The sequence below is a fragment of the Sorangium sp. So ce590 genome (assembly GCF_051521365.1).
GTDB lineage: Bacteria > Myxococcota_A > Polyangia > Polyangiales > Polyangiaceae > Sorangium.
Genome location: NZ_CP150346.1, coordinates 738,411 through 760,695 on the forward strand (window position 1 = coordinate 738,411; position 22,285 = coordinate 760,695).

The following is a 22,285-nucleotide window of genomic DNA, read 5'->3' on the forward strand; positions in this document are numbered from 1 at the left end:
ACGCACGGGGCCGAACGGGCGCGGCGGTGCGCTTTCGGCAAGACGGGCGCGGCGGCGCGCTTTCGGCAAGACGGGCGCGGCGGCGCGCTTTCGGCAAGACGGGCGCGGCGGCGCGCTTTCGGCAAGACGGGCGCGGCGGCGCGCTTTCGGCAAGACGGGCGCGGCGGCGCGCTTTCGGCAAAGTCGGTGTCCGGAGCCACGGCGACGTCAGGAGGACCGACGTTCGGATTGCATGACGATTGCATGGCGGGGAGGGACACCGGAGGGGGCCGCGACCCGGGACGAGGCGAGAAAGAGCTCGCCACGAGATCGGTTGGCCGAGAGAGCGCAGCACAGCGGGGGCCGAGCGGCCCGTGCCGCCGGCGCCCCTCACGATGCCGGGCCGGAGAATTCCGGGTTGGGGGTAGATATGGTGAAGCAACAGGAGATCACGCGTGGAATGGTCGTCCGGAGCTCGGACGGCGAGAAGCTGGGCAAGGTGACGCGGCTCGACGTGGACACGTTCGAGATCGAGAAGGGCTTCTTCTTCCCGACGGAGTACGCCGTGCGTTACGACGAGGTGGCCGGCATCCGGGACGGGGACATCATCCTGACCCACGCCCGCGACCAGCTCGCCGGTGGCCGCGACCAGGGGCGCGGGGCCGAGGGGATCTCGGCGGGCGGTGAGATCCGCGTGCCGCTCGTGGAGGAGGAGATCACGGCCGGGAAGACGGTGAAGGAGGTCGGTCGGGTCCAGGTCAGGAAGGAGGTCGTGACCGAGGAGAAGCAGGTCTCCGTGCCCGTGGCGCGCGAGGTCGTGCACGTCGAGCGCGTCCCCGCGAGCGGAGCGCGTCCGGTCGCGCCCGGGACGACGGTCGAAGAGGGGTCGATCAGCATCCCCGTCCGCGAGGAGCAGGTGGAGATCTCGAAGCGGCCCGTGGTGAAGGAAGAGCTCCGGATCAGCAAGGAGGTCGTTCAGGAGCAGGCGCAGGCGCGGGCGACGGTCCGTCGCGAGGAGGCCGAGATCCGGACCGAAGGGCAGGTGCGGCGCGAGGACACGCTGGACGAGACACCGGCCACCCTGCCCGAGCAGATGCCGCCGGAGCGGGCCACCGGGACGGGCGGCAGGCGGAGCTGAGCGCTCACGTCATCATCGCGCCGTCGCGCGGCGGCGGCCGCCGCCATGCACGCGGCGGCGAGGGCGCCGGCCCAGCCCCCGCCTGCGCTGCCGGTGTGGCAGCCGCAGCCTCCGTCGCCCAACCGCGCCCCGCCGGCAGGCAGCGCCCCGCCGCCCGGCGCATCGGGCGCTCCGCCCGTACCCCCGGCGCTCGCGCCTCCGCCGCCGCTCGCGGCCGTCCCTCCGCCGACGCCGCTCGCGGCCGTCGCGCCGGCCGCGCCGGTCGCGCCGGCGCTCGTTCCGCTGCCGGCCGCGGGGGAGCCGGCGTCCGGCGTGCAGTCGCGGTGGCTCGTCATCAGCGCGACGCGCGGCCAGTCCGTCGGGCAGAGCGCCCCGACCGCCGTGGTCGCCGCGCAGCCGAGCGGGCCACGGATGCACGCCTGCCGGAGCAGCGGCTCGAACGTCGCGCCGCCGTCGAGCGAGCGGCCGATCGTGAAGTCGTCCAGGAACTCGCTCGCGCACGCGTGGAGGCCCGCCTCCGTCCAGGTGAAGCAGCGCGGCGCGACGCTCGAGACGCGCTCGAACGCGAGCGTCGACGAGGGCGCGCGGAAGACGCCGTCGACGTCGCTGCCCACCGCCACCGTCGCGCCGTCCGGCGAGATCGCGAACGCGCGCACGAAGCCCTGCGTCTCGAACACCGGCTCGAACGCCGCCCCGCCGTCCGTCGAGACGAACAGGCGCCCCGGCGCGCTCGCGACCCGCACGTACAGCACGTCGGCGTCGAGCGGATCGACCCCCGCGATGTAGGGCTCGCGCGACGTCGTGCTCCCCGGCACCACCGCGGTCTCCCACGTCGCTCCGCCGTCGGCCGAGCGCGCGATCACCCCCTTGACCGGTCCGCTTCCGGTCGCGAGGCCGCTCACGTAGACCCGCTGCGGATCCGAGGGCGCGACGTCGACCGTCCGCGCCTGAAAGCCCGCCGGGAGCGGCGTCCCCGCGCTGGCCCAGCGCGCGCCGCCGTCGCGCGACGCCCAGAGGGCGTGCCGGGTCCCCGCGGCCACCGCGACGACGTGCGACGGGTCGCCCTGCCGCACCGAGAGATCGAGCACCGCCTTCCCCGCGAGCTCCGCGGCGCGCGCCCAGGCGCAGCCGCCCTCGGCGCCGACCGCGATCCCGTCGCTCAGCGCGGCGAGCACCCTGCCGCCCTCCGCCGCCGCGATGGGCGGAGCCGCGCCGCCCGTGTCGTCGTACCCGACGGCGCCCTCGCAGATCCAGCGCCAGCTCGCGCCCCCGTCCCGCGTGGCCAGCAGGCCGTACGTCATCCGGGCTACGGCGCGCGCCGGGTCTGCCGGGTCGAACACGAGCTGGTCCGCCGAGGGAAAGACGCCGTTCGCAGCGGCAGGGGAGGGTACCGCCGCGAGCGCCGCGGCGACGAGCGCCGCGGCGCGCACCGGGCGAGATCGCGGCCTCACGACGCGCAGGGAGGACCATCGCATCCAGGATCCATCGTACCCGCGCGTGCGCGCGCGCACGCCAAGAACCACCCACGCGCTTTCCGCGCCCCGCTACACTCGCCGCAATGCCGGAGCGCATCGTCGTGTCCTTTCGAGGTACTGCGGCCCTCTCGCAGCCGGACAGCACGGACGCGGTCGTGCCGTGGCCCGGCCGCCGCGGCGCGACGCGCGCGCCGGGGCCGCCGTCGCGCCACCGGGGCGCGGCGCGCGACCCTCGCCGCGCGCCGCGCGGCGAGGAGAGCTACCTCGCGCGGGCGCTCGCGCTGAAGAAGCGCGCCGAGGCGCTCGGCGCCACCCTGTGCGCCTGGAGCGCGCAGACCTTCTCCTTCGAGTTCAGCCCCGAGGACATCGAGGAGGCCGTGCTGCTCGCCGCGCTCGCCGCGGAGGACGCGTCCGTGCACCCCGACGCGCGCTTCGCGGTCGGCATCGCGCAGGGGGAGATGACCTACGTCGGCGAGGCGGGGCGCTTCACCGCGCTCTCGTGGGGGCAGCCGCTGCTCGTCGCCGTCATGCTCGCCCGCGTCGCGCTCCCGGGCGACGTGCTCCTCGATCCCGCGCTCCAGGCCGTGCTCTCGGGCGAGCTCATGACCCTCGGCATCCACCGCGGCGTCGACGGCGCGCGCCGGGTGCGCGGCCTGCGCCTCGACGCGCAGCAGCCGCTGCGCCGGCAGGTCGCCGAGAGCGTGGCGCGCCTCTGCAAGCCGCCCCTGAGCGGCCGCGACGGCGAGCTCGCCGCGCTCGCCGTGCCCCCCGGCTCCCTCGCGATCGTCCGCGCCGAGCCCGGCGCCGGCGGCTCGCGGCTGCTCCTGGAGCTGCTCAGGGCCCTCGCCCCGTCGCGGAGCCTCTTCGTCGCGCCGATCGGGGCCTCGCGCGAGCCGTTCGGCGCGCTCCGGCGCGCCCTCGTGCGCGCGGCGCCCCGCACCGAGAAGGGCCGCGCGCCGGCGCTCCCGGATCGCCTGACGCCCGCGCTCGCGCGGCTCATCGCCGGCGAGGGCGTCGAGCCGTGGCGCGCCGCCGAGGTGATCGCCGCGTGGCTCGCCCCCGAAGGCGCCCGCTCCGGCCTTGTCGCCGTCGACGACGCCGTCGAGGTCGACGCCGCGAGCCTCGAGGCGATCGCGATCGCGCTCGAGATGGGCGGCCTGCGCGCCGTCGTCCGGCTCGGGCGCGCGGAGCCGCTCCCCGCGCCCCTCACCGCGCTCACCCCCGCCGCGACGGTCGCGCTGGGGCCGCTCTCCGCCGCGGGCGCCCAGGACCTCGTCCGCCGCTTCCTCGACGGCTGCATCGACGAGGCGGGCGCGCGCCGGTGGGCGGCGCGCGCGCCGCCCTTCCCGCTGGCCCTGCGCGAGCTGATCTGCGAGGCGCTGGAGAGCGGCGCGCTGCGCTGGATCGGCAGGAGCGTCGCGCCGCGCCGGCGCAGCGCCGGGCGGGGCAGGCCCGCGCGCACCATGACCGGCGCCGAGCTCGCGGCGCCGCCCGCGTCCCGCGCGATCGAGGGCCGCCTGCGCCTGCTCGCGATCGGCCATCGCACCGTCCTCACCGCGCTCGCGACGCTCGGCGGCGACGCGTCCGAGTCGGCGATCGAGGCGCTGTGCGACGGCACCGGCGCCCCGAAGGTCACCGCGGTCCAGGCGGCGCTGCTCGGCGCCGGCTGGGCCTTCCGGCCGGAGCCGGGCTGGCTGAAGCTCTCCTCGCGCACGCTGCGCGACGCCCTGCTCGCGGCCGTCCCGCCGGGCGAGCGCTCCGCGTGGCACCTCGCCGCGGCGCGCGTGGTCGAGGATCACGCCGGCGTGCTCGGCCTCGCCGACGCCGCGTTTCACGCCGCGAAGGCGGGCGACCGGAGCTCCGCGGCCGATCTCGCCGGGCGCGCCGCGCGCGCCGCCGGCGACGCGCTGCTCGAGTCGTCGGCCGCCGAGCTGCTCGCGTTCGCCGACGAGCAGGAGACCGCGAGGGAGCACCGGCTGGACGGGGCGCCGGACAGCACCTCGAGCCAGCCGCCGACCTACCGCACGCCCATCGAGGTGGTTGGCGACGCGCCGGATCCGCAGCGCGCGACGACCGCCTCGGAGCCCGCCGGCGCCGACGCGCTCCGCGCGGCGGCGGACAGCTCCGCGCGCCGGCGGGGCTCCACGATGCCGGCCGAGAGCGGCGGCGCGCGCGCCGGCGGGCCCCGCGCGTCGCGGCCGGGCGGCGCAGCGCCGGCGCTCCCGGACGAGGCGCCCGCGGACTTCCCCGACGTGCCCTCCCTGGACGAGGACTTCCCGCTCGACGACGCCTCGGGGGATCCGCTCGCGAAGACCTCGGAGTCGCCCGTCCTGTCGATGAACGACATCGCGGTCCGCCTCGCCGAGCTGGCCAAGCAGGCGCTGGTTCAGGGCGATGTCCGCACGCTGGAGCGGCTCGTGGGCGAGCTCCGCCGCACCGGCGAGCACCAGGAGCTGGCGGAGCGCCTGAGCGGCCTGATCTCGCTCGGGCGCGGCGCCAAGGAGGAGGCGCTCCGGCGCTTCCGGATCGCGGCGGAGGCCGACGCGTCGCCCTCGCATCGGGCGCGGGCGCTGCTCGCCCACGGCGTCGCGCTGGCCGCCACGGGCCGCACGGAAGGCGCCCTGCTCGAGGCGCTGAGCGCCCTCGCGCGCGCTCGCGAGGCCGAGGATCGCCGCGGCGAGCAGGCGTGCGCGCAGTTCCTGGCGCGGCTCGCGGCCGCGGTCGGGCACGAGGAGGCGGCCCGCACCTGGGCGCAGGTGGCGCGCCTCGCCGGCGCGGCGCCCCCTTCCTGACAGCGCGTCGATTGACAGCGTCGTCGCGGCTGTTCATACCCGCGGCCATGTCGTCACGAGAGCCCTCCGGCGAGCCCGCTCCCGCGCCGGCAGCGCGCGAGGAGCGCGCTGCGCCGGCAGCGCGCGCCGGCCGCTCCGCGCGCTCCGGCGCCAGCGCGCGCTGGAGCGCCGCGCTCCTCGCGCTTGCGCTCTCGCTCGGCGCGATCGCCGGCGTCGCGTACCAGCGCTACGCCGCGGTGCACCTGCGCGAGCTCCCGAAGGTCCCGCGCTGTGTCCGGGGGGCGCGGGTCGCGCTGCGCAGGCCGGTCGTGGTGTCCGGCACGGAGCCCCGCCAGACGGCGTCGGGCGAGACGGTCTACCTCACGCTCGGGGAGGACCTTGCCGTCGCCTGCGCCCTGCAGTTCGACGAGGCGCTCGCGCGCCACCTCGCCGGAGCGCTGGCCGAGCAGGCGCCGGCGCAGCGCGCCGCCCGGCTGCTCGAGCTCGTGCACGACCGCGTACCGGCGGATCCGGCCCACGATCGCTCGGCCTCCGCGGCCTACATGATGGCCTCGGCGGCCCTTCGCGGCCTGCCCGACGGCGCGCCCGAGGTCCGCGCCGCCGCGGAGGCGATCGAGCAGCGGCACGCCTGCCGCTTCGCCACGCGGCGCGGTTGCCCGACGCGCCCCCCGTTGCCGGTGCTCGTGTGGCTCGCCGGCGTCCCCGCGGCGCTGAGCCTGCTCGGGCTGCTCGGGATCGGCCTCGCCGCGAGCGCCGCGCGCTACCGGCGCTGGACCGAGCGACGGGGCCGCTGATCGCGTCGCGCGCGGTGTCGCCGCGCGCCCGCGCGCCTCAGTCGATCGCCTCGACGCGGAAGCTCGACTGGACAAGCCGTTGGGGGCTCGCGCCGATGTCGGAGACGTCGAACCCGAAGCCCGCGCCCTGCTGGTGGATCCCGCCCGACGTGGCGCCGCTCGGCATCTTCACCGACGAGCTCACCGTGACGTAGACCTTCGCGCCCTTGGCGAACGCGGCGGTCATCGCGAGCACGCGCCCGGCGAGCTGCGCCGCCGCCTCGCGCGCCACCCGCGCCCAGAGCGCGGCGGCTCCGGCCGTCGACGACAGCGCGCGCACCCCGAGCACCGCGCCGGCGCCGCTCAGCTGCACCTCGAACACCGCGCGCGCCGTCGCGGGCGTCTCGGCTGCGCGCACCGCGTCCGCCACCACGGACGCGACCGTCCCGGCGGCGGGAAGATCCAGCCCCAGCGTCTTGTCCCGATCGCGCATCACGTCGCGCAGCACCTCGCCGGCCCTGTCCATCGAGACCTCCCGCGGCGCGGTCGGCGCGGTCGGCGCCGGCGGCGGAGGCGCGCGGTCCGGCAGCACGCCGGGCAGCTGCCACACCGGCACGCCGCCGAGCCCTGCCACGCCCCGCGGCCCCTCGGCGCTCGGTGGACCGCCGTACTCGGCCGCCGGCGGCGGAGGCGCGACCGGGCCTTCCCGCGGCTCGACCGGAGCCTCCGGCGGCGCCGGCGCCTCCAGCGCGCGCCGCTCCCGGCGCGCCGTCCGTCCGAGGAGCGGCGCCGCCTCGCGCGGCCGCGCCCCGTCCGGAGCGTGCGGCGGCGGCGCGTCCGGCTCGTCCTGCTGCGGAACGAGCGGCGCGACGGGCTGCACCTCGATCTCCACCTCGCGGTACGCGCCGCTCGAGCGGGCCACGAGCGCCGGCGCCGGGCTGCCAGCGATCCGCGAGAGCCACGGGATGGCAGCGTGGAGCAGCGTCGCTGCGAGCAGGAAGCGGGCCTCACGGGGAAACAAGCGCGGAGCACCTTGCTGGGTGGCGGAGAGCGGTGCAAGTGCGCGTTTCATCGCCGCCGTGCTCTGTTCACCGCGCGCACCTCACCCGCGCCGCCGCGAGCACTTCCCTCTCGCCCCCCCGCTTCGCCGCCCGACGGGCTCACCCACGCGTGTTCCAGCAGGACACACAGCATTACCGTCACGTTTAAATATGCGCGTACGGCACGGTTGCCGCTTGAGCTTCGTGCCGTGCTGGTCGATCCTCCCGCTGCCACGGCGCCTTCCAGGCTCATGGCAGGAGCAGAAACGCAGCGCGGCGCCGCATGTGCAACGCGCTCACCGAGACGAAGCAGCGCCTGGCAGCGAAGGCCGAGCGCTACGTCCCCGCTGAGGAGGCGCATCGAATGAAGGCAAACGTGCGCGCTGACAGGTCGCCTGTGGACCTCTCGCCGACGCCCACGCCGCCGCCTGTCACCGTGGTCCAGGGTTCCCCGGATCGCGGTCTTCCCCTCGACCCGCCGCCCGGTTCGCTGGAGCAAGGGTCTCTCCTCGATCCGCCGTCCCTCGGCGCGGCGCCCGATCCGCTCGAGCAGGGGCTCGCTCCCGGCCTCGGCGATCCGGCGCTGCAGGGGGCGCCGCTGCACCTGGCCGAGGCCGGACCGTACGGCTCCTGGTCTGCTCCCTCAGCCGACGAGCGCCGCGCCCGCAGGTGGAGCGCCCTCGGGGCGTTCGTCCTGGCCGCGGCGACCGTGATCGTCGTCGTCGTCCTGGCCGCCCGCGGGATCGCCGCGCGGATGCCGGTCAACGCCGAGGCCTTCCGCGCCATGACGCCCGTCAGCCGCGCGCTGCTCCTCGCGTCGCGCTCCGCGCGCGAGGGCGCCGCGGCGAAGGTGCTCGTCGCGCCCGAGGTGTTCGCGCGCTGGCAAGGGGCGACGCCGCCGCCCGAGATCCGGCACGACGGGTACGCCTCGATCCGCGGCGGCGTCCTCTTCACGCCCGAGACGTTCACGCCCGCCGGGTCGAGCTACGATCTCGTGCTCCACTTCCACGGCAGCACCCAGCTCGTCCGCGAGAGCGCCGAGGTCGCCGGGCTCAACGCCGCGGTCGCCGTCATCAACCTGGGCATCGGCTCGGGGGCCTACGAGGACCACTACGCGCAGCCGGGCATGTACGAGAGCCTGCTCGCGGACATCGACCGGGCGCTCGCGCAGCGCGGGCTGCCGACCCCGCGGCTCCGCCGCGTCGCGCTCTCCTCGTGGAGCGCGGGCTACGGCGCGATCGCGAAGATCCTCGAGCTCCGCCGCGGCATCGAGCGGCTCGACGCGATCCTCGTCACGGACGGCATCCACTGCGGCTTCGCCCCCGGGCACCCGAGCGGGCTCAACAACCTGCAGCTCGCGTCGTTCGCGCGCGCGGCGCAGCTCGCCGCCTCGGGTCAGATGCTGTTCACGATCACGCACTCCGAGATCGACCCGATCGCGTACGCCAGCTCCAGCGCGACGGCCGACTACCTGCTCGGCGCGGCGGCCGGGCACCCCGTCGAGCGGGCGCCCGCGTGGGCCGCCCCCCCGCACCTGCGGCTGCGCGCGGCCGAGGGCGCTGTCTCGAGGAAGCTCGAGAAGCAGCTGGTCCCGACCACCGAGGCGAGCGTGGGCGAGCTCCGCGTCCGCGGGTTCCGGGGCAACACGCCGGAGCACCACATGGCGCACCTGCTCCAGATGGCCTCGACCGTCCTCCCCGAGCTCGTTGATCGCTGGCGCGAGGGCGGTGATCGCCCGCCGCTCGAGCGCTGATCGCCCACCGTCGGCGGAGCGGCGCGTCAGCTCCGGCTCCGCGCCTCGTCCATCCACGCCTTGATCGCCTCGGCCACCGGGTGATCCGACCCGAGCTCCGCCGCGGCCAGCGCGAACGCCCGCTCGTAGAGCGGCAGCGCCGCGGAGGGCCGCCCCGCGGCGTGGTGGACCTGCGCGAGCCGGACAAGGGTCGGCCGGAGCGACGGGTGGGCGGCCCCGACGAGCGCCTCCCGCGCGGCGAGCGCGCGCTCGTACAGCGCCGCCGCCTCGGCCGCGTCCCCGAGCGTCTCCCGCGCGACCGCCAGGTTGTGGAGGATCGACGCGAGCAGCGCCCCCTCCACGGACGGGTCCGCCTCGGCGATCTCCAGCGCCCTCCGGAGCATCGCCTCCCGCTCGGCCGCCGGGCGGTCCTCCACCAGGAACGTGGCCGCGTTGTAAAGCACCTCCGCCACGAGCGGATGGCGGGCGGAGGTCGCCCCCTCGCGCAGCGCGATCGCCCGCTGGAAGAGCGGTGCCGCCTCGGCGCGCGCCCCCCTCCGGCCGAGCAGCAGGCCGAGCCGGTTCAGCAGCGCGGACAGCTCGACCGGATCGGGCGCGCGCATCCGGTCGTAGCCCGCGAGCATCCGGCGGAAGAGCGCCTCGACGTCCTCGGCCGCCCCCCGGCGCTCCAGGATCGCGGCGAGCTGCTCGAGCAGCCTCGGCAGCGGGGGGTCCGTGCCCGCCCCCGCCGCCTCGGCGATGGCGATCGCCCTCGCCGAGCTCGCGCGCGCCTCGTCCAGCCGCCCCTGCGCGAGCTGCGCCGAGCTCAGCGCGTACAGGGGCCCCGTCAGCTCGGCGTCCCCGGGGCCGAAGATCTCCTCGGCGACGGCGATCGCCCGCGCGCACGTCGCCTCCGCCTCGGCGTGGCGGGAGCCGGCCAGCTCGGACGCCGCCTCGTCGAGTAGGCGCCGGTACTCTCTCCCCCTCCACCAGCGCCATAGGGCGCGATCGGGTCGCATCCTCCTCTACTACCTCGTCCCCGCCCGCCAGGGCGAGGGGGCCGGCGGGGACGTCCGGCGCCCGCGGCGGCGAGGCGAGGCAGGGACGATCGGAAGAGCATCGCGCGGGCGCGGAGCCGTGTAATCTCCTGGCAGGATCTCGTGGTGCGAAGGTCGGATGCGGACGCTCGATGCGAGCAACTGGCGGTTCCCGTCGATCGGGGCTATGGCGCTCGGCGCATGGTGCAGCGCCTCCCGCACGGCCGCCGGCAGGGCTCCCGGAGGGGCCTGCGACAGGGGGCCATCGGTCTCGCGAACGGGGCGATCGAGGAAAGGTCGCCAAGGACTTTTCTTCCGTTTAGACTGCCCCGACGGCCCCACGCACCGAAGCTCCCCACGATCATGAGGTCAAAGCTCACGCATCGCGAGGCATCGACACCGAGGGGAGGGCTCGCCCGCGCCCGCACGGGGAAGGCGACGGAGTTCATATGAGTGCCAACGAAAACGTCGTCGATGAAGTAGCGCGCAGCGAGCCGATCGATCCGTTGCTCGGGAAGGTGCTCAACAGCAAATTCAAGATCCTGTCCATGCTCGCGACCGGCGGCATGGGCACGATCTATCGCGGCGAGCAGCTCCCGCTCGGGCGCGCGGTGGCGATCAAGGTCCTGATCCCGAACCAGGCCTCGCGGCAGCTCGACCCGAACTTCCACAAGCGCTTCTTCCTCGAAGCGAGCATCCTCGCGCGCCTCCAGCACCCGAACATCGTCACCGTCTTCGACTACGGCCGCATCGAGGCCGACGATCAGGACCGGTTCTTCATGGCGATGGAGTTCCTCGAGGGCGAGACGCTCTTCCGGCGCGTGCGCCGGCAGGGGCGCCTCCCGCCGCCCGAGGCCATGCGCATCGCCCGGCAGATCGCGCGCGGGCTGCGCGAGGCGCACAAGCACGGCGTCGTCCACCGCGACCTCAAGCCGTCGAACGTCATGCTCGTCTCCAACGAGGACTCGGAGGAGGCGGTCAAGATCCTCGACTTCGGCCTGGTGAAGCAGCTCGGCGACGACTCGGAGGAGCTCACGCAGCAGGGCGCGTTCCTCGGCTCGCCGCGCTTCATGTCGCCCGAGCAGATCTCGCACGGCAAGGTCGATCTCAGGACCGACATCTACTCGCTGGGCGTGATCCTCTACCAGATGCTCTGCGGGAAGGTCCCGTTCGAGTCCGAGAAGTCGATCCAGATCCTGATGGCGCACCTCCAGCAGCCGGTGCCGCGCATGAAGGATCGGAACCCGGACGTCGACATCCCGGAGCCGCTCGAGGCGCTCGTGATGCGCTGCCTCGCGAAGGATCCGGACGGACGGCCCGCGACGATGGACGCCCTCATCCAGGGCCTCGGCGAGTGCGCCCGCGGCATGGGCGTGACGACCGCCTTCGGCGGCACGCAGATCACGTCGTTCGAGTCGCTGCCCGGCGTGCAGATCTCGTCGCGTTCGTCCACGGTGCAGGCGCTCAAGGAGGCGGTGACGCTCCCTGCGCCGGCGACGGACGACGAGGCGAGCGGTCGCACCTCCGGCGTCGGGACGGGGGTCGCGGCGGCGACCACGGCGGACGCGTCGAAGGGCGCGGCGGGCGCGCAGGACGCGCGACCCGCCGGGCGCAAGGCGGTGATCCTCGCCGCCATCGGCGCCGTCATCGTGGCGGCGGTCGCGTTCGTGCTGACCCGCAACCCCGCGTCGAGCGAGGCGACGACCGTGCCCCCGCCCGCGGCTAGCCCCGCGCCGACCAGCGCGCCCAGCGACCCCAAGGGCGCGGCCTCGTTCATGCTCATCATCGAGTCGATCCCGCCGGGCGCCGAGGTCCTCGAGGACGGGAAGTCGCTCGGGCAGACCCCGCTGCAGCTCTCGATCGAGAACGAGCTGGTGCGCGCGGCGCCGCGCCGGCTGACGGTGCAGAAGGAAGGCTTCCAGCCCTACTCCATCATCCAGGGGCCGTCGGAGATGTCCGTGCAGACCGTCGCGAGGCTCGCGCAGGTGGAGGCGCCGGCGAAGACGGAGGATCCGCCTTCCAGCTCGCCCAGCAGGAGGACCTGGGGACGGCCTGCTCGCGTGGTCCCGCCTCCGCCCACGACGAAGCCCGCCGCCCCAGAGAACACAGCGCCCCCGATCCGGATCGACCGGTAACGCTCAGGATGCGCCGGACGAGCCGCTCGGCTCGTCCCTGATTTTGCCGCGCCGCGTGGGCGTGGTGCATGCGCCATGCGCTAGCTTCTTCGCGCCGCGCATGTCCCGCCTGCTCATCGTCTCGAACCGCCTCCCCGTGACCGTCCACGTCGATAACGGCGACGTCTCCGTCGTCCCGTCGGCGGGCGGGCTGGTCACCGCGCTCCGCGGCCCCCACGAGCGCCACGGCGGCCTCTGGCTGGGCTGGCCTGGCGACGTCTCGCGCCTCGGCGCGGAGCAGCGCCAGGCGATCGAGGAGCAGCTCGAGCAGCTCGGCGCCGTCCCGGTGCACCTCACCCCGGCCGAGGTGAGCCATTATTACGACGGCTTCTCGAACGGCGTCCTCTGGCCGCTGTTCCACTACCTGACCGAGAAGGTGCACCTCGACGCGCGGCGCGACTGGGAGAGCTACCGCGAGGTGAACGAGCGCTTCACCGAGGCGATCGTCGCCCGGTACAGGCCGGGCGATCGGGTCTGGATCCACGACTACCAGCTCATGCTCGTGCCGGCGATGCTGCGCCGGCGCATCCCGGACGCGCGGATCGGCTTCTTCCTGCACATCCCGTTTCCAGCGGCCGAGGTCTTCCGGAGCCTGCCGTGGCGGGAGCAGGTGCTGCGCGGCATGCTCGGCGCCGACGTCGTCGGGTTTCACACGACGTCCTATCGGTACCACTTCGTCTACTCCGCCGCGCGCGTGCTCGGCCTCGATCCCGACCTCGAGACGCTCGCGTACGAGGGGCGGAAGGTGCGGCTCGGCGCCTATCCGGTCAGCATCGACGTCGACGAGTTCGCGCGGCTCGCCCGGGACGAGGAGGTGCGCGCCGAGGCGCGGCGCATCCGCGAGCGCGCCCCGGGACGGAAGATCGTGCTCGGCATCGACCGGCTCGACTACACGAAGGGGATCCCGCGGCGCCTGCTCGCCATCGAGCGCTTCCTGGAGAGCGAGCCCGAGCTCCGGAGCCGGGTCCGGTTCGTCCAGCTCGCGGTGCCGACGCGCGAGAAGGTGGACGCCTACGCCGACGTCCGGCGCCTCGTGAACGAGCTCGTCGGCCGCATCAACGGCAGCTACGCGACGCTCGACGACGTCCCGATCCACTTCCTGCACCGGTCGATGCCCATGTCCGAGGTCGTCGCGCTCTACCTCGCCGCCGACGTGATGATGGTGACGCCGCTGCGCGACGGGATGAACCTGGTCTGCAAGGAGTACGTGGCCTCGCGGATCGACGACACCGGCGCCCTGGTGCTGAGCGAGTTCGCGGGCGCGGCCGCCGAGCTGATCGAGGCGCTCCCGGTCAACCCGTACGACATCGACTCGGTGGCCGCCACGATCAAGCGGGCGCTCGTCATGCCGCCGTCCGAGCAGCGCGTCCGGATGCAGGCGCTCCGGCGCCGCGTCGTCACGCACGACGTGCACCGCTGGTCGCACGGCTTCCTGAGCGATCTCGAGCGCGCGTGCAGCCCGGCGCCCGCGGTGGGTGCGGTCCGGCGCCGCGCCGGCGCGCCGCAGCTCAACACGATCGCGAGCGCGCGCAGCGCGCCGTCGCTCGTCGTGATGCTCGACTACGACGGCACGCTCGTCCCGCTCGCGGCGATGCCCGAGCTCGCGCCGCCCGACGAGGAGCTCATCGCCGACCTGCGCGCGCTCGCGGCGCGCCCGCGGACGCAGGTGCACGTGGTGAGCGGCCGGCCGCGCGAGGACCTCGAGCGGTGGCTGGGCGAGCTGCCCATCAGCCTCCACGCGGAGCACGGGTTCTTCTCCCGCGCCGGCCCCGGCGAGCCCTGGGTCGCGCTCCGCGAGGCGTCGCTCGACTGGAAGCCGCGGGTCCGCGACATCCTCCAGGGCTTCGTCGACCGCACGGCGGGCAGCTTCATCGAGGAGAAGGTGGTGTCGATCGCGTGGCACTACCGGTCTGCCGACCCGGAGCTCGCCAGCCACATGGCCCGCGAGGTGCCAGCGAAGCTCGACGAGGTGCTGCGCGAGCGCGATCTCGAGCTGATCCCTGGCCGGAAGGTGCTGGAGGTGCGGCTGCGGGGCGTCAACAAGGGGGTGATCGTGCCGCGGGTGCTGGCGACGGTGACGCCCGAAGCGATGATTGTGGCGCTCGGCGACGACAGGACGGACGAGGATCTGTTCGCGGCGCTCCCCCCCACGGCCCTCACCGTCCACGTGGGCGGCGGGGCGAGCTCCGCGGCGTTTCAGCTGCCCGATCCGGCCGCGGCGCGGCGCTTCTTGCGCGCGCTCGTCGCGTGAGCGCCCGCGCTGCGGCTCACGCCCTGGAGCGGCGGCCGCGGCGCCGGAGGGCGGCCCCGAGGAGCGCCGTCATCCCCGCGAGGGCCGCGCTCGATCCGGCGAGCGGACCGCCCGCGAGCGCCCCGGTGGCGCTGCACGAGCCGGCGTGGCCGGCGCAGCGGGCATCGGTGCCCTCTGCGGCCTCGTTTCCGGCCGCGGCGCAGTCGGCGCCGTCCGCGCCGGCGGCGTTGTCGCCGTCCGCGTCGTCGGCGTCGCCGTCGCTGGTGGCGGCGTCGCCGTCCGCGTCGGCGGCGTCGCCGTCGCTGGTGGCGGCGTCGCCGTCCGCGTCGGCGGCGTCGCTGTCGCCGGTGGCGGCGTCGCTGTCGCTCCCGGCGGCGTCCCCGTCGCTCGCGGCGGCGTCTTCATCGCTCGCGGCGGCTCTCGTGGCGTCCGCGGTGTACGAGAGGCCGGCTCCGAACTCGTAGGCCCCGATGTCGATCGCGCCTGTGGTCGGCCGCTGCGGCGCTCCGCTGGCCGCGCGCACGCTCTTCGCGGGCGTGAACCGCGGTGCGGCGAGCGGGTTCGGGAACGGGTGGCCGGCCGGGCTCGGCGTCCACCGGGCGCCGGCGTCGATGAGCGGGCTGCCCGCCGACGGGCGGAGGTCCATCGAGCCGATATCGGCGAACCCGGGATCGGCGCCCTGCAGCGTGCCAGTCCACGCCGCGGGGATGGCCGAAGAGCCGGTCGGAACCCAGTTGTTCGCGCCTGCGAGCAGCGCCGCGCCCGTCACCCAGCTCGCCGACCTGTCGACGTAGACCTCCACGCCGCCGCCGCCGAGCCGGTAGAACACGTTGTTGCTCATCTCGACGCTCTCGATGCCGTCGAACATCCGGATCGCCGGCCTCGAGCCGGGGGCGAGCAGGAACGTGTTGTTGACGAACCGGAAGCGACCGAACGTCTGCCCGGTGCCGTCGCCCCCGACGCGCGCGACGAAGTTCTGGTTTGTCTTGCGGAAGACATTGCCGACAACGTCGGAGTCCTCGCGCGCGAGCCCCTCGTCCTGGCCGTCCGGCCCGATGAGCTCGATCTCGTGGTACTTCGCGCCCTCGATCCAGTTGTAATAGATCTCGTTCCGCTCCGCGCGGCTCTTCACGTTGTTGCCACCGTTGCTGTCGTGGACATAGCAATGCCGCATGCGGAACACCGAGCCGAGGCGCGTCTCCTCGTCGGTCGCGATGTAGATGGGGTGTCTGGTGTCGCCCGAGCCGCAGGCGTAGACCTCGACGTACTCCAGCGTGAACGAGCCCGACTCGGAGTCGGCGCCCAGGATGCCGTGCCCTGGGCAATCGTGCACCACCGCGTCGCGGATGGTGACGTCATGCGCGCGGTTGAACACGCAGCGGTTCGCGCCCCGGGTGATCTCGAAGCCCTCGAAGGTGTAATGATTGCCACCGAAGACCACCGTGTTCGTCCCTCCGGACAGCACAGGACGGCGGCCGTTCACGCGGACGCCGCGGATGGTGATCTTCTGCGCTTCGGTGCCGGATTTTTTGAAGATCAGATCCCCTGGATAGGTGGCGTCGCCCTGGACCTCGACCACATCCCCGGCAACCAGGCGAGGGGCGACCTCGGCGAGGCTCGAATACGGCTTGCCTCGGCCCACCTCGTACGTCGCTGCGCTCGCCGGCGAGGCCGCGAGCAGCACGGAGAGCCCGATGCCCGGCGCGACGAGAGAGAGCGTGACGAGGTGCCTTGTGTTGAGTTGCTGCATCGCCGCAATCTCGCGTGCTGAGGTGCCCTGTTGCAAGATGCTTTTTAATGAAATGCATGATGGGTAATTCAGGCGACACCTGACGGCGGGTAATCCCTGTCTTTCCTTCGCGGTTCCCCGGGGTTATGCCCATTGCTGACTCTCCGCGCCGTCGATCGGGATCGAGGGAGTGAATGTAGGAGTCGAATCCGTGCGGAGGGAATCGGGGAGATTCGAGCGGTGTCCGATCGCGTCTGGCACAGGAATTGTCATGAATTAAAAATACAATGATGTTAAATAAATATGCCAGTGCGCCAGGGGTGCGAGGAGAACAAGAAGATCTGAGATGAAGAAATCGATCGATGGGCACAGGAGGATCCTGATCTCTCCTCTTGGCGTCCTTTGCGTCTTGGCGGTTTTTTCTCTCCCTCTCTCGTCTGCCGGCGCGCGCGCGGCGGGGGGAGGCGGTCTCCCTCGGCACCGGCGTCTTTCCGTGCCATGGATCCGGCCATGTCCCGGATTGTCCTCGCCTCCACGTCTCCTTTCCGGAGGGCGCTCCTCGACCGCCTCGGGCTCGCGTACGAGGCCGTCGCGCCGGCGTTCGACGAGATCGCGCCCGAGGGGCTGTCGCCCGTCGCCTGCGCCCGCCTCTTCGCGGAGGGCAAGGCGCTGAGCCTCGGGCGCGCGCGCGACGACGCCCTGATCATCGGCGCCGATCAGGCGCTCGATCTCGACGGCGAGCTCCTGCGCAAGCCGGCGTCGCTCGACGAGGCGGCGGACCAGCTCGGGCGGCTCGCCGGGCGCGTCCACGCGCTCCACGCCGCGGTCGCGGTGCACGCGCCCCCGGGGCTGCCGCTCGCGCCGGGTGAGCCGCGGACGCTGGCCGAGACCGTCACGGTGGAGCTCCGCGTCCGGCCGCTCGGGCGCGCGCAGATCCGGCGCTACGTCGAGCTGGATCGGCCGATCGGCAGCGCGGGAGGGTACCTCTTCGAGAAGCACGGACCGTGGCTGTTCGACGACGTGCGCCACGCCGACGAGACGGCCATCGTGGGGCTGCCGCTCGTCCCGCTCTGCCGCCTCCTGCGCCGCTTCGGGGTCGATCCGCTCGGCGTGCCCGCGCGCGCGTGAGCGCGCGTGAGCGCGCCGGGGCCGGCGGGCCGCGGGGAAGGCGGCCCCGTCAGCCCGAGCGGCCGCAGGACCGACGCGCGTCAGCCCGAGCAGCCGCAGGAGCGGCGGACGATGAGCTCGACAGGGAGCCGCGCCTGCGGCTCCGTGGCGACGCTCTGGATCCGCCGCACGAGCTCCCGCACGGCGAGGCGCCCGACGAGCTCCGTCGGCGGACGGACGGTGGTGAGCGCCGGGTCGAGGTGCCGCGCGGGCCCGATGTCGTCGAACCCCACCACCGACACATCGGCGGGGACGCGCCGGCCCTCGCTCCGCAGCGCATCCATCGCGCCGATCGAGGCGGCGTCGCACCAGCCGACGACCGCGTCGAACGCCGCCTGCTCGCGGAGCAGCGCGATCGTCGAGGTGCGCGCCTCCTCCGCGCCGAGCCCGCCGCGGCAGAGGCGCGGATCGAACGGGAGGCCATGGCGCAGGAGCGCTCCCCGGTAAGCCTCCTCACGCCGCGCCGCGTCCTCGTTCCCCGCGGGGCCCCGCAGGAACGCGATGCGATGCCGGCCGTGCGCCTGGATCAGATGATCGATCGCCGCCCGCACGCCCGCCTCGTTGTCGATGACGATGCTGGGCAAGGAGAGGCCCGGCGGTGACGTTCGATAGACGAGGAGCGCCGGGAACCCCTCGGCCGCGATCCGCCTCAGGCTCGCCTCCCCCATCGCGGCGCCGAAGATCAGGACACCATCGGTGTTGTGCCGACCGAGCATCCGGTGCAGCGAGCTCTCCGAACGCAATGCGATCAAGAGATCATACCCCTCCTCCGTCGCCGCGCCCGCGACGACCTGGAGGAAGCTCGACATGAAATCGGTGCCGACCGTGGGCAGGAGAAAGCCGAGGGACCCAGTCCGGCCCTGCGCGAGGCTCCTCGCGGCAGCGTTCGCCACGTAGCCGAGATCGCGTATCGCGGCGAGCACCCGCTCGCGGGTCTTCGCGCTGCACTTGCCCCTGTCGTTCAGGACCCTGCTGACCGTCGCCGGAGACACCCCGGCGTGCCGGGCCACCTCCTCCATGCGTACCGACGGCCGAACGCCGGAGCTCATCGTGACCGCCTGAGGCGAAGATTTCATGCTGGCAAACAAGGCAAAGGAAAGCGCTTGCATCCTAGGAGGCGTGGCGGGTTCCTGTCAAACCGTACTCCGCACACCGGCACAGTTTGACTCTCAAGGAAAAATTCCAAGGCACCAGCGCGCGCTGCGGGCTGACCTGACCGCCCCAGGCGTCGCGCTGGCGGCCGGCGGACGTGGGCGGCTCGCGGCGCCGCGGGCGCGCCGGGGCTTCCGGGGAGCGCGGCCGTGGCGCGTCCTTTGCTATCCGTCGGTCGAGGGCCAAGCCTGCCGCTGGGCCCCTCCGACTGAGCACCTTCTGCCGGGCGACGCCGACGGGGCGGGCCAGGCGCTCGACGAGGTGAGGCGATGATGGAACGCCCGCCCTTCAAGGCGGCCGAGACGCTCACGGCCGCCGAGCTGTCCATGTCGTGGCCCGCCCTGGAGAACGAGGAGCGGGTGCAGGCCTATCGCCGCCTGCGGCGCGAGGAGGCGGAGGATTTCTTCCAGGGCCTCTCCACCGCCGACCAGGCCGCGCTCCTCGCCGCCCTCTCGAAGGGCGAGCGCAGGCTGTGGCTCCGCCTGCTCGCGCCCGACGACGTGGCGGACATCCTCCTCGAGGTGTCCCCGGCTGAGCAGGAAGAGCTCCTCGCGCTGCTCGACGAGCCGACACGGCGGGAAGTGAGCGCGCTCCTCGCCTACGCGGAGGACGAGGCCGGCGGGCTCATGAGCCCGTGGTTCGCGCGCGTGCGGCCGGAGGCGACGGTCGACGAGACGATCAATTACCTCAAGCGACAGGCCAGAGATCACCTGGAGACCGTCTACTACGGCTATGTGCTCGACGCCGAGCAGCGGCTGCGCGGCGTGGTGTCGCTGCGACAGCTCATGATCACGCCCGGCCACCGGCGCGTCAGCGACATCATGAAGACCGACGTCGTGTCGGTGAACGAGGACGCCGACCAGGAGGCGGTCGCGCGGCGCTTCGCGGAGCACGATCTCGTGGCGATACCCGTCGTCGACGGCGAGGGCCGCATGAAGGGGATCGTCACCGCCGACGACATCGTGGACGTCGTGGAAGAGGAGGCGACCGAGGACATCCAGAAGCTCGGCGGCATGCAGGCGCTCGACGCGCCGTACCTCCGGACGCCGCTCCTCAGGATGCTCGGCAAGCGCGCGGGCTGGCTCTCCGCGCTGTTCGTGGGCGAGCTCCTCACCGCCACCGCGATGGGGCACTACGAGGACGAGATCGCCCGCGCCGTGGTGCTGGCCCTCTTCGTGCCGCTCATCATCTCGAGCGGGGGCAACTCCGGATCTCAGGCGACGACGCTGGTCATCCGGGCGATGGCGCTCGGCGAGATCCGGCTCGGCGATTTCTTCCGCGTCAGCCGCCGGGAGCTCGCTTCGGGCCTCGCGCTCGGCGGGATCCTCGGCACGATCGGCTTCGTGCGCGTCATCGCCTGGGAGCACCTCTTCGGCGCCTACGGCCGGCACTACGTGCTGCTCGGGCTGACCGTCGCGCTCAGCCTGGTCGGCGTCGTGACGTGGGGCACCCTGGCGGGCGCGCTCCTGCCGTTCGTGCTCCGGGCGCTCCGCTTCGACCCGGCGAGCGCCTCGGCCCCGTTCGTCGCGACCCTCGTCGACGTCTCCGGCCTCGTGATCTACTTCAGCATGGCCGAGCTCCTGCTCCGCGGGGTCCTCCTGTGAGGCGGGCCAGCGCCCGCCGCGGCCCCGATGCGCGGCGGTGATCGCGGCGCCGCGCTGGTGCGGCCGCTCGCGCCTGGAGGCGCCCGGGGAGGGCGCGCTCTGCGGGGTGCGCTCGCGCGCTAGGGGTTGACGCGCGACTCGAGGTAGCGGGCCGCATACGCGCCGATCACGCGCGCGTCCTCGCGCCAGCGGCCGCCGATCGACAGCTTGTCCGCGTCGGCGGCGCTCAGGGTCGTGTTCGGGATGGGCGACGCCGTGCGGCTCGAGAGCTGGATCTCATCGAGCACCTTGCCGTCCGGCGTCGTGAGCCGGAGCGTCATCCTGATCTGGCTCGGGGCCGAGGTGACGACCGCGTAGAAGCCGGGGTTCATGTAGCCGACATAGGGCCTGATCACGAACTGCGCCGACGTCATGCCGGTGGTCGGCGCGACCTCGATGCCCTCGTCCTTGGCGCGTTCGACCAGCGCCTTCGTGAACTCCTCGTTGACCGACTCCTTGTCCGCCATGTGGCGCTGGTAGTCGTCCCCGTCCTTGCTGGCGAGGTACCGGTCCTCGGGCTTGTCGATGATCTGGAGGCCCACGTAGTCGATGGGCATCAGGGCGAAATACCGCTGGCCCACGAACGGATCGGGGCTCGCCTGGGTCACGACGCGCCAGCTCGGCGCGCACCCGGCGAGGGCCGCGAAGCCGAGCAGCGCGGCCGCGATGAAGCTGCGACGGTGCATAGGGGCCCGCCTTGTAGGCCATGTCCGAGCGCGCTGGCAAGCGCGGCCCCGCACCCCGCACCCCGCACGCCGGCGGCGCGGCCCGGCCGGCGGCCCGCCGCGGCCGGTGCGGCGCGATCCGCGGCCGGCGCTCCTCCGGCCCGGACGGGGCGGCTCCCTCGCTCGGGCGCGCGCGAGGCCCCGGACCGCGCGCCCATGTGCAATGGGCGGACATGACCCGAGCTGGCCTGTTGAATGCATCTCGATGCAACCGATGCAATCGCTACCTCGTACGAGGAGGCATTTCCATCGACGTTGGAGGTGAGCTCATGGTCTCGAATTTCATAGCAGGCCTCTTCGGCCTCTGGCCCATCGTGTTCTTCCCGGCGTTCGGCGTCGACCCGCCGGAGGACGCGGGCGACAGCGGCTCGCAGGAGGTCGGCGCGCCCAGCGAGAGCGCTCCGCGGTACGTCTATTCGATTTCCTGTATCGAGGGCAGCACGGGAAAGAAGACCTTCGGCACGGTCGACGATTTCTGCAGCGCCCTGCGCGACGAGCAGGTCTGCTCCGAGAGCGCGGCCCTCTTCGCGCTCCTCCACGGATGTCCCTGAGCTGTCCCTGAGCGTCCGCGCGGTCGCGGCACAAACGCTTGACATCCGAGGGGGGCCTTGCTCTTCCTAGCGGGCGCGGACCGCCCCGCGCGGCCCTCCCCCTCGCCAGGTCGCGCCTCGGAGGCTCAGAACGTGACGAACCTCTATCTCATCCGGCACGGAGAAGCGCTCGTCAACGTGAACCATATCGTCGGGGGGATGCGCGGGGACACCGGGCTGACGTCGCTCGGCGTCCTCCAGGCGGAGCGGCTGCGCGATCGCCTGGCAGCGACGCGCGAGATCTCCGCCGATGTCGTGATCGCGAGCTCGTATCGCCGGGCGCAGCAGACCGCCGAGATCATCGCCCCCGCCCTGGGGCTGCCCCTCACGCTCGACGACGATGTCCAGGAGCTCCGCCCCGGCGAGGCGGACGGGATGCCGGTCGGAGAGGCGATGGTGCGCTATGCGATCGATTTCGAGCGCGAGCCGTACCGCCCGGCGAGCCCCGGCGGGGAGAGCTGGGCTCAGTTCATGCTGCGGGTCTCTGTCGCCCTCGATCGCATCACCCGCGAGCACGAGGGGCGGACCGTCGTCGTCGTCACGCATGGCGGCTTCATCGACGTCGCGTTCCTCCATTTCTTCAAGATGAACGCGCTCGCGTTTCCGGTGGCGCACTTCGCCACCCGCCACACCTCGCTCACCCACTGGCAGCGCCGGCGGCGCTGGGGTCGAGCCGAGGCGTGGCACCTCATCTATTACAACGACAGCGCTCACCTGCGCGACGTCGAGCGCACCGTGCGCATCCCCTGGGCGGAGCTCTCCACGCTGGCGCCCAGGATGACGGAGGATCCGTCTGGGCCGCCGTCCTCGGAGAGCGGCGAAGGGCGCTAGCGCTCGCCGCGCGCGCCTCCTCGACCCCTCCGCTTGCGCCGCTGCCTCGGGGCGAGC

The 22,285-nt window shown here is 73.8% G+C and carries 15 protein-coding genes; 10 read left to right on the forward strand and 5 right to left on the reverse strand.

The features are described from left to right. Window positions 1-409: 409 nt before the first annotated feature. From WMF28_RS02805 to WMF28_RS02815, 3 genes are all read left to right on the forward strand, one after another. On the forward strand, window positions 410-1,117 hold the full coding sequence (locus WMF28_RS02805) for a YsnF/AvaK domain-containing protein (protein ID WP_437600483.1): 708 nt from the start codon (window positions 410-412) through the stop codon (window positions 1,115-1,117). Between the two features lie 1,558 nt (window positions 1,118-2,675). Beyond that, the gene (locus WMF28_RS02810; protein ID WP_437600484.1) at window positions 2,676-5,384 is read left to right on the forward strand and encodes a hypothetical protein; all 2,709 of its coding nucleotides are present in this window, start codon (window positions 2,676-2,678) and stop codon (window positions 5,382-5,384) included. Window positions 5,385-5,431: 47 nt separating this feature from the next. After that, entirely contained in the window at window positions 5,432-6,178 is a 747-nt protein-coding gene (locus tag WMF28_RS02815) for a hypothetical protein (protein ID WP_437600485.1), read from the forward strand. Between the two features lie 37 nt (window positions 6,179-6,215). Here the strand turns inward: WMF28_RS02815 and WMF28_RS02820 are convergent, their stop codons facing one another. Next, window positions 6,216-7,178, reverse strand: coding sequence for a hypothetical protein (locus WMF28_RS02820; RefSeq protein ID WP_437600486.1), 963 nt, complete (start codon window positions 7,176-7,178; stop codon window positions 6,216-6,218). Window positions 7,179-7,561: 383 nt separating this feature from the next. On the opposite strand from WMF28_RS02820, the gene WMF28_RS02825 reads away from it, so the two are divergent. Next, entirely contained in the window at window positions 7,562-8,950 is a 1,389-nt protein-coding gene (locus WMF28_RS02825; RefSeq protein ID WP_437600487.1) for a hypothetical protein, read from the forward strand. 26 nt (window positions 8,951-8,976) lie between these two features. Here the strand turns inward: WMF28_RS02825 and WMF28_RS02830 are convergent, their stop codons facing one another. After that, complete coding sequence (locus tag WMF28_RS02830; protein WP_437600488.1) at window positions 8,977-9,948, reverse strand: tetratricopeptide repeat protein; 972 nt, start codon at window positions 9,946-9,948, stop codon at window positions 8,977-8,979. Between the two features lie 467 nt (window positions 9,949-10,415). Here WMF28_RS02830 and WMF28_RS02835 point away from each other — a divergent pair, with 467 nt between their 5' ends. Continuing rightward, the gene (locus WMF28_RS02835) at window positions 10,416-12,101 is read left to right on the forward strand and encodes a protein kinase domain-containing protein (RefSeq protein WP_437600489.1); all 1,686 of its coding nucleotides are present in this window, start codon (window positions 10,416-10,418) and stop codon (window positions 12,099-12,101) included. Window positions 12,102-12,201: 100 nt separating this feature from the next. Beyond that, a complete protein-coding gene (locus WMF28_RS02840) occupies window positions 12,202-14,391 on the forward strand; it encodes a bifunctional alpha,alpha-trehalose-phosphate synthase (UDP-forming)/trehalose-phosphatase (RefSeq protein WP_437600490.1) in 2,190 nt (729 codons plus the stop codon). A gap of 16 nt (window positions 14,392-14,407) precedes the next feature. Here the strand turns inward: WMF28_RS02840 and WMF28_RS02845 are convergent, their stop codons facing one another. Next, window positions 14,408-16,141 (reverse strand): right-handed parallel beta-helix repeat-containing protein, encoded by a 1,734-nt coding sequence (locus WMF28_RS02845; protein ID WP_437600491.1) that lies wholly within the window; start codon window positions 16,139-16,141, stop codon window positions 14,408-14,410. Window positions 16,142-16,630: 489 nt separating this feature from the next. Here WMF28_RS02845 and WMF28_RS02850 point away from each other — a divergent pair, with 489 nt between their 5' ends. After that, window positions 16,631-17,248, forward strand: a complete 618-nt coding sequence (locus tag WMF28_RS02850; protein ID WP_437600492.1) for a Maf family protein — start codon at window positions 16,631-16,633, stop codon at window positions 17,246-17,248. Window positions 17,249-17,328: 80 nt separating this feature from the next. On the opposite strand, the gene WMF28_RS02855 is transcribed toward WMF28_RS02850, so the two are convergent. Continuing rightward, entirely contained in the window at window positions 17,329-18,336 is a 1,008-nt protein-coding gene (locus WMF28_RS02855; protein ID WP_437600493.1) for a LacI family DNA-binding transcriptional regulator, read from the reverse strand. Window positions 18,337-18,708: 372 nt separating this feature from the next. On the opposite strand from WMF28_RS02855, the gene mgtE reads away from it, so the two are divergent. Continuing rightward, the gene (gene mgtE / locus WMF28_RS02860) at window positions 18,709-20,043 is read left to right on the forward strand and encodes a magnesium transporter (RefSeq protein WP_437600494.1); all 1,335 of its coding nucleotides are present in this window, start codon (window positions 18,709-18,711) and stop codon (window positions 20,041-20,043) included. A 119-nt stretch (window positions 20,044-20,162) separates the two neighbouring features. Here mgtE and WMF28_RS02865 read toward each other — a convergent pair whose 3' ends face one another. After that, window positions 20,163-20,768, reverse strand: a complete 606-nt coding sequence (locus WMF28_RS02865; RefSeq protein ID WP_437600495.1) for a hypothetical protein — start codon at window positions 20,766-20,768, stop codon at window positions 20,163-20,165. Between the two features lie 308 nt (window positions 20,769-21,076). Between WMF28_RS02865 and WMF28_RS02870 the strand changes: the two genes are divergently transcribed. Both WMF28_RS02870 and WMF28_RS02875 read left to right on the forward strand, forming a co-directional pair. After that, window positions 21,077-21,358, forward strand: a complete 282-nt coding sequence (locus WMF28_RS02870) for a hypothetical protein (RefSeq protein WP_437600496.1) — start codon at window positions 21,077-21,079, stop codon at window positions 21,356-21,358. Between the two features lie 132 nt (window positions 21,359-21,490). Continuing rightward, window positions 21,491-22,228, forward strand: coding sequence for a histidine phosphatase family protein (locus tag WMF28_RS02875; protein WP_437600497.1), 738 nt, complete (start codon window positions 21,491-21,493; stop codon window positions 22,226-22,228). Window positions 22,229-22,285 lie beyond the last annotated feature (57 nt).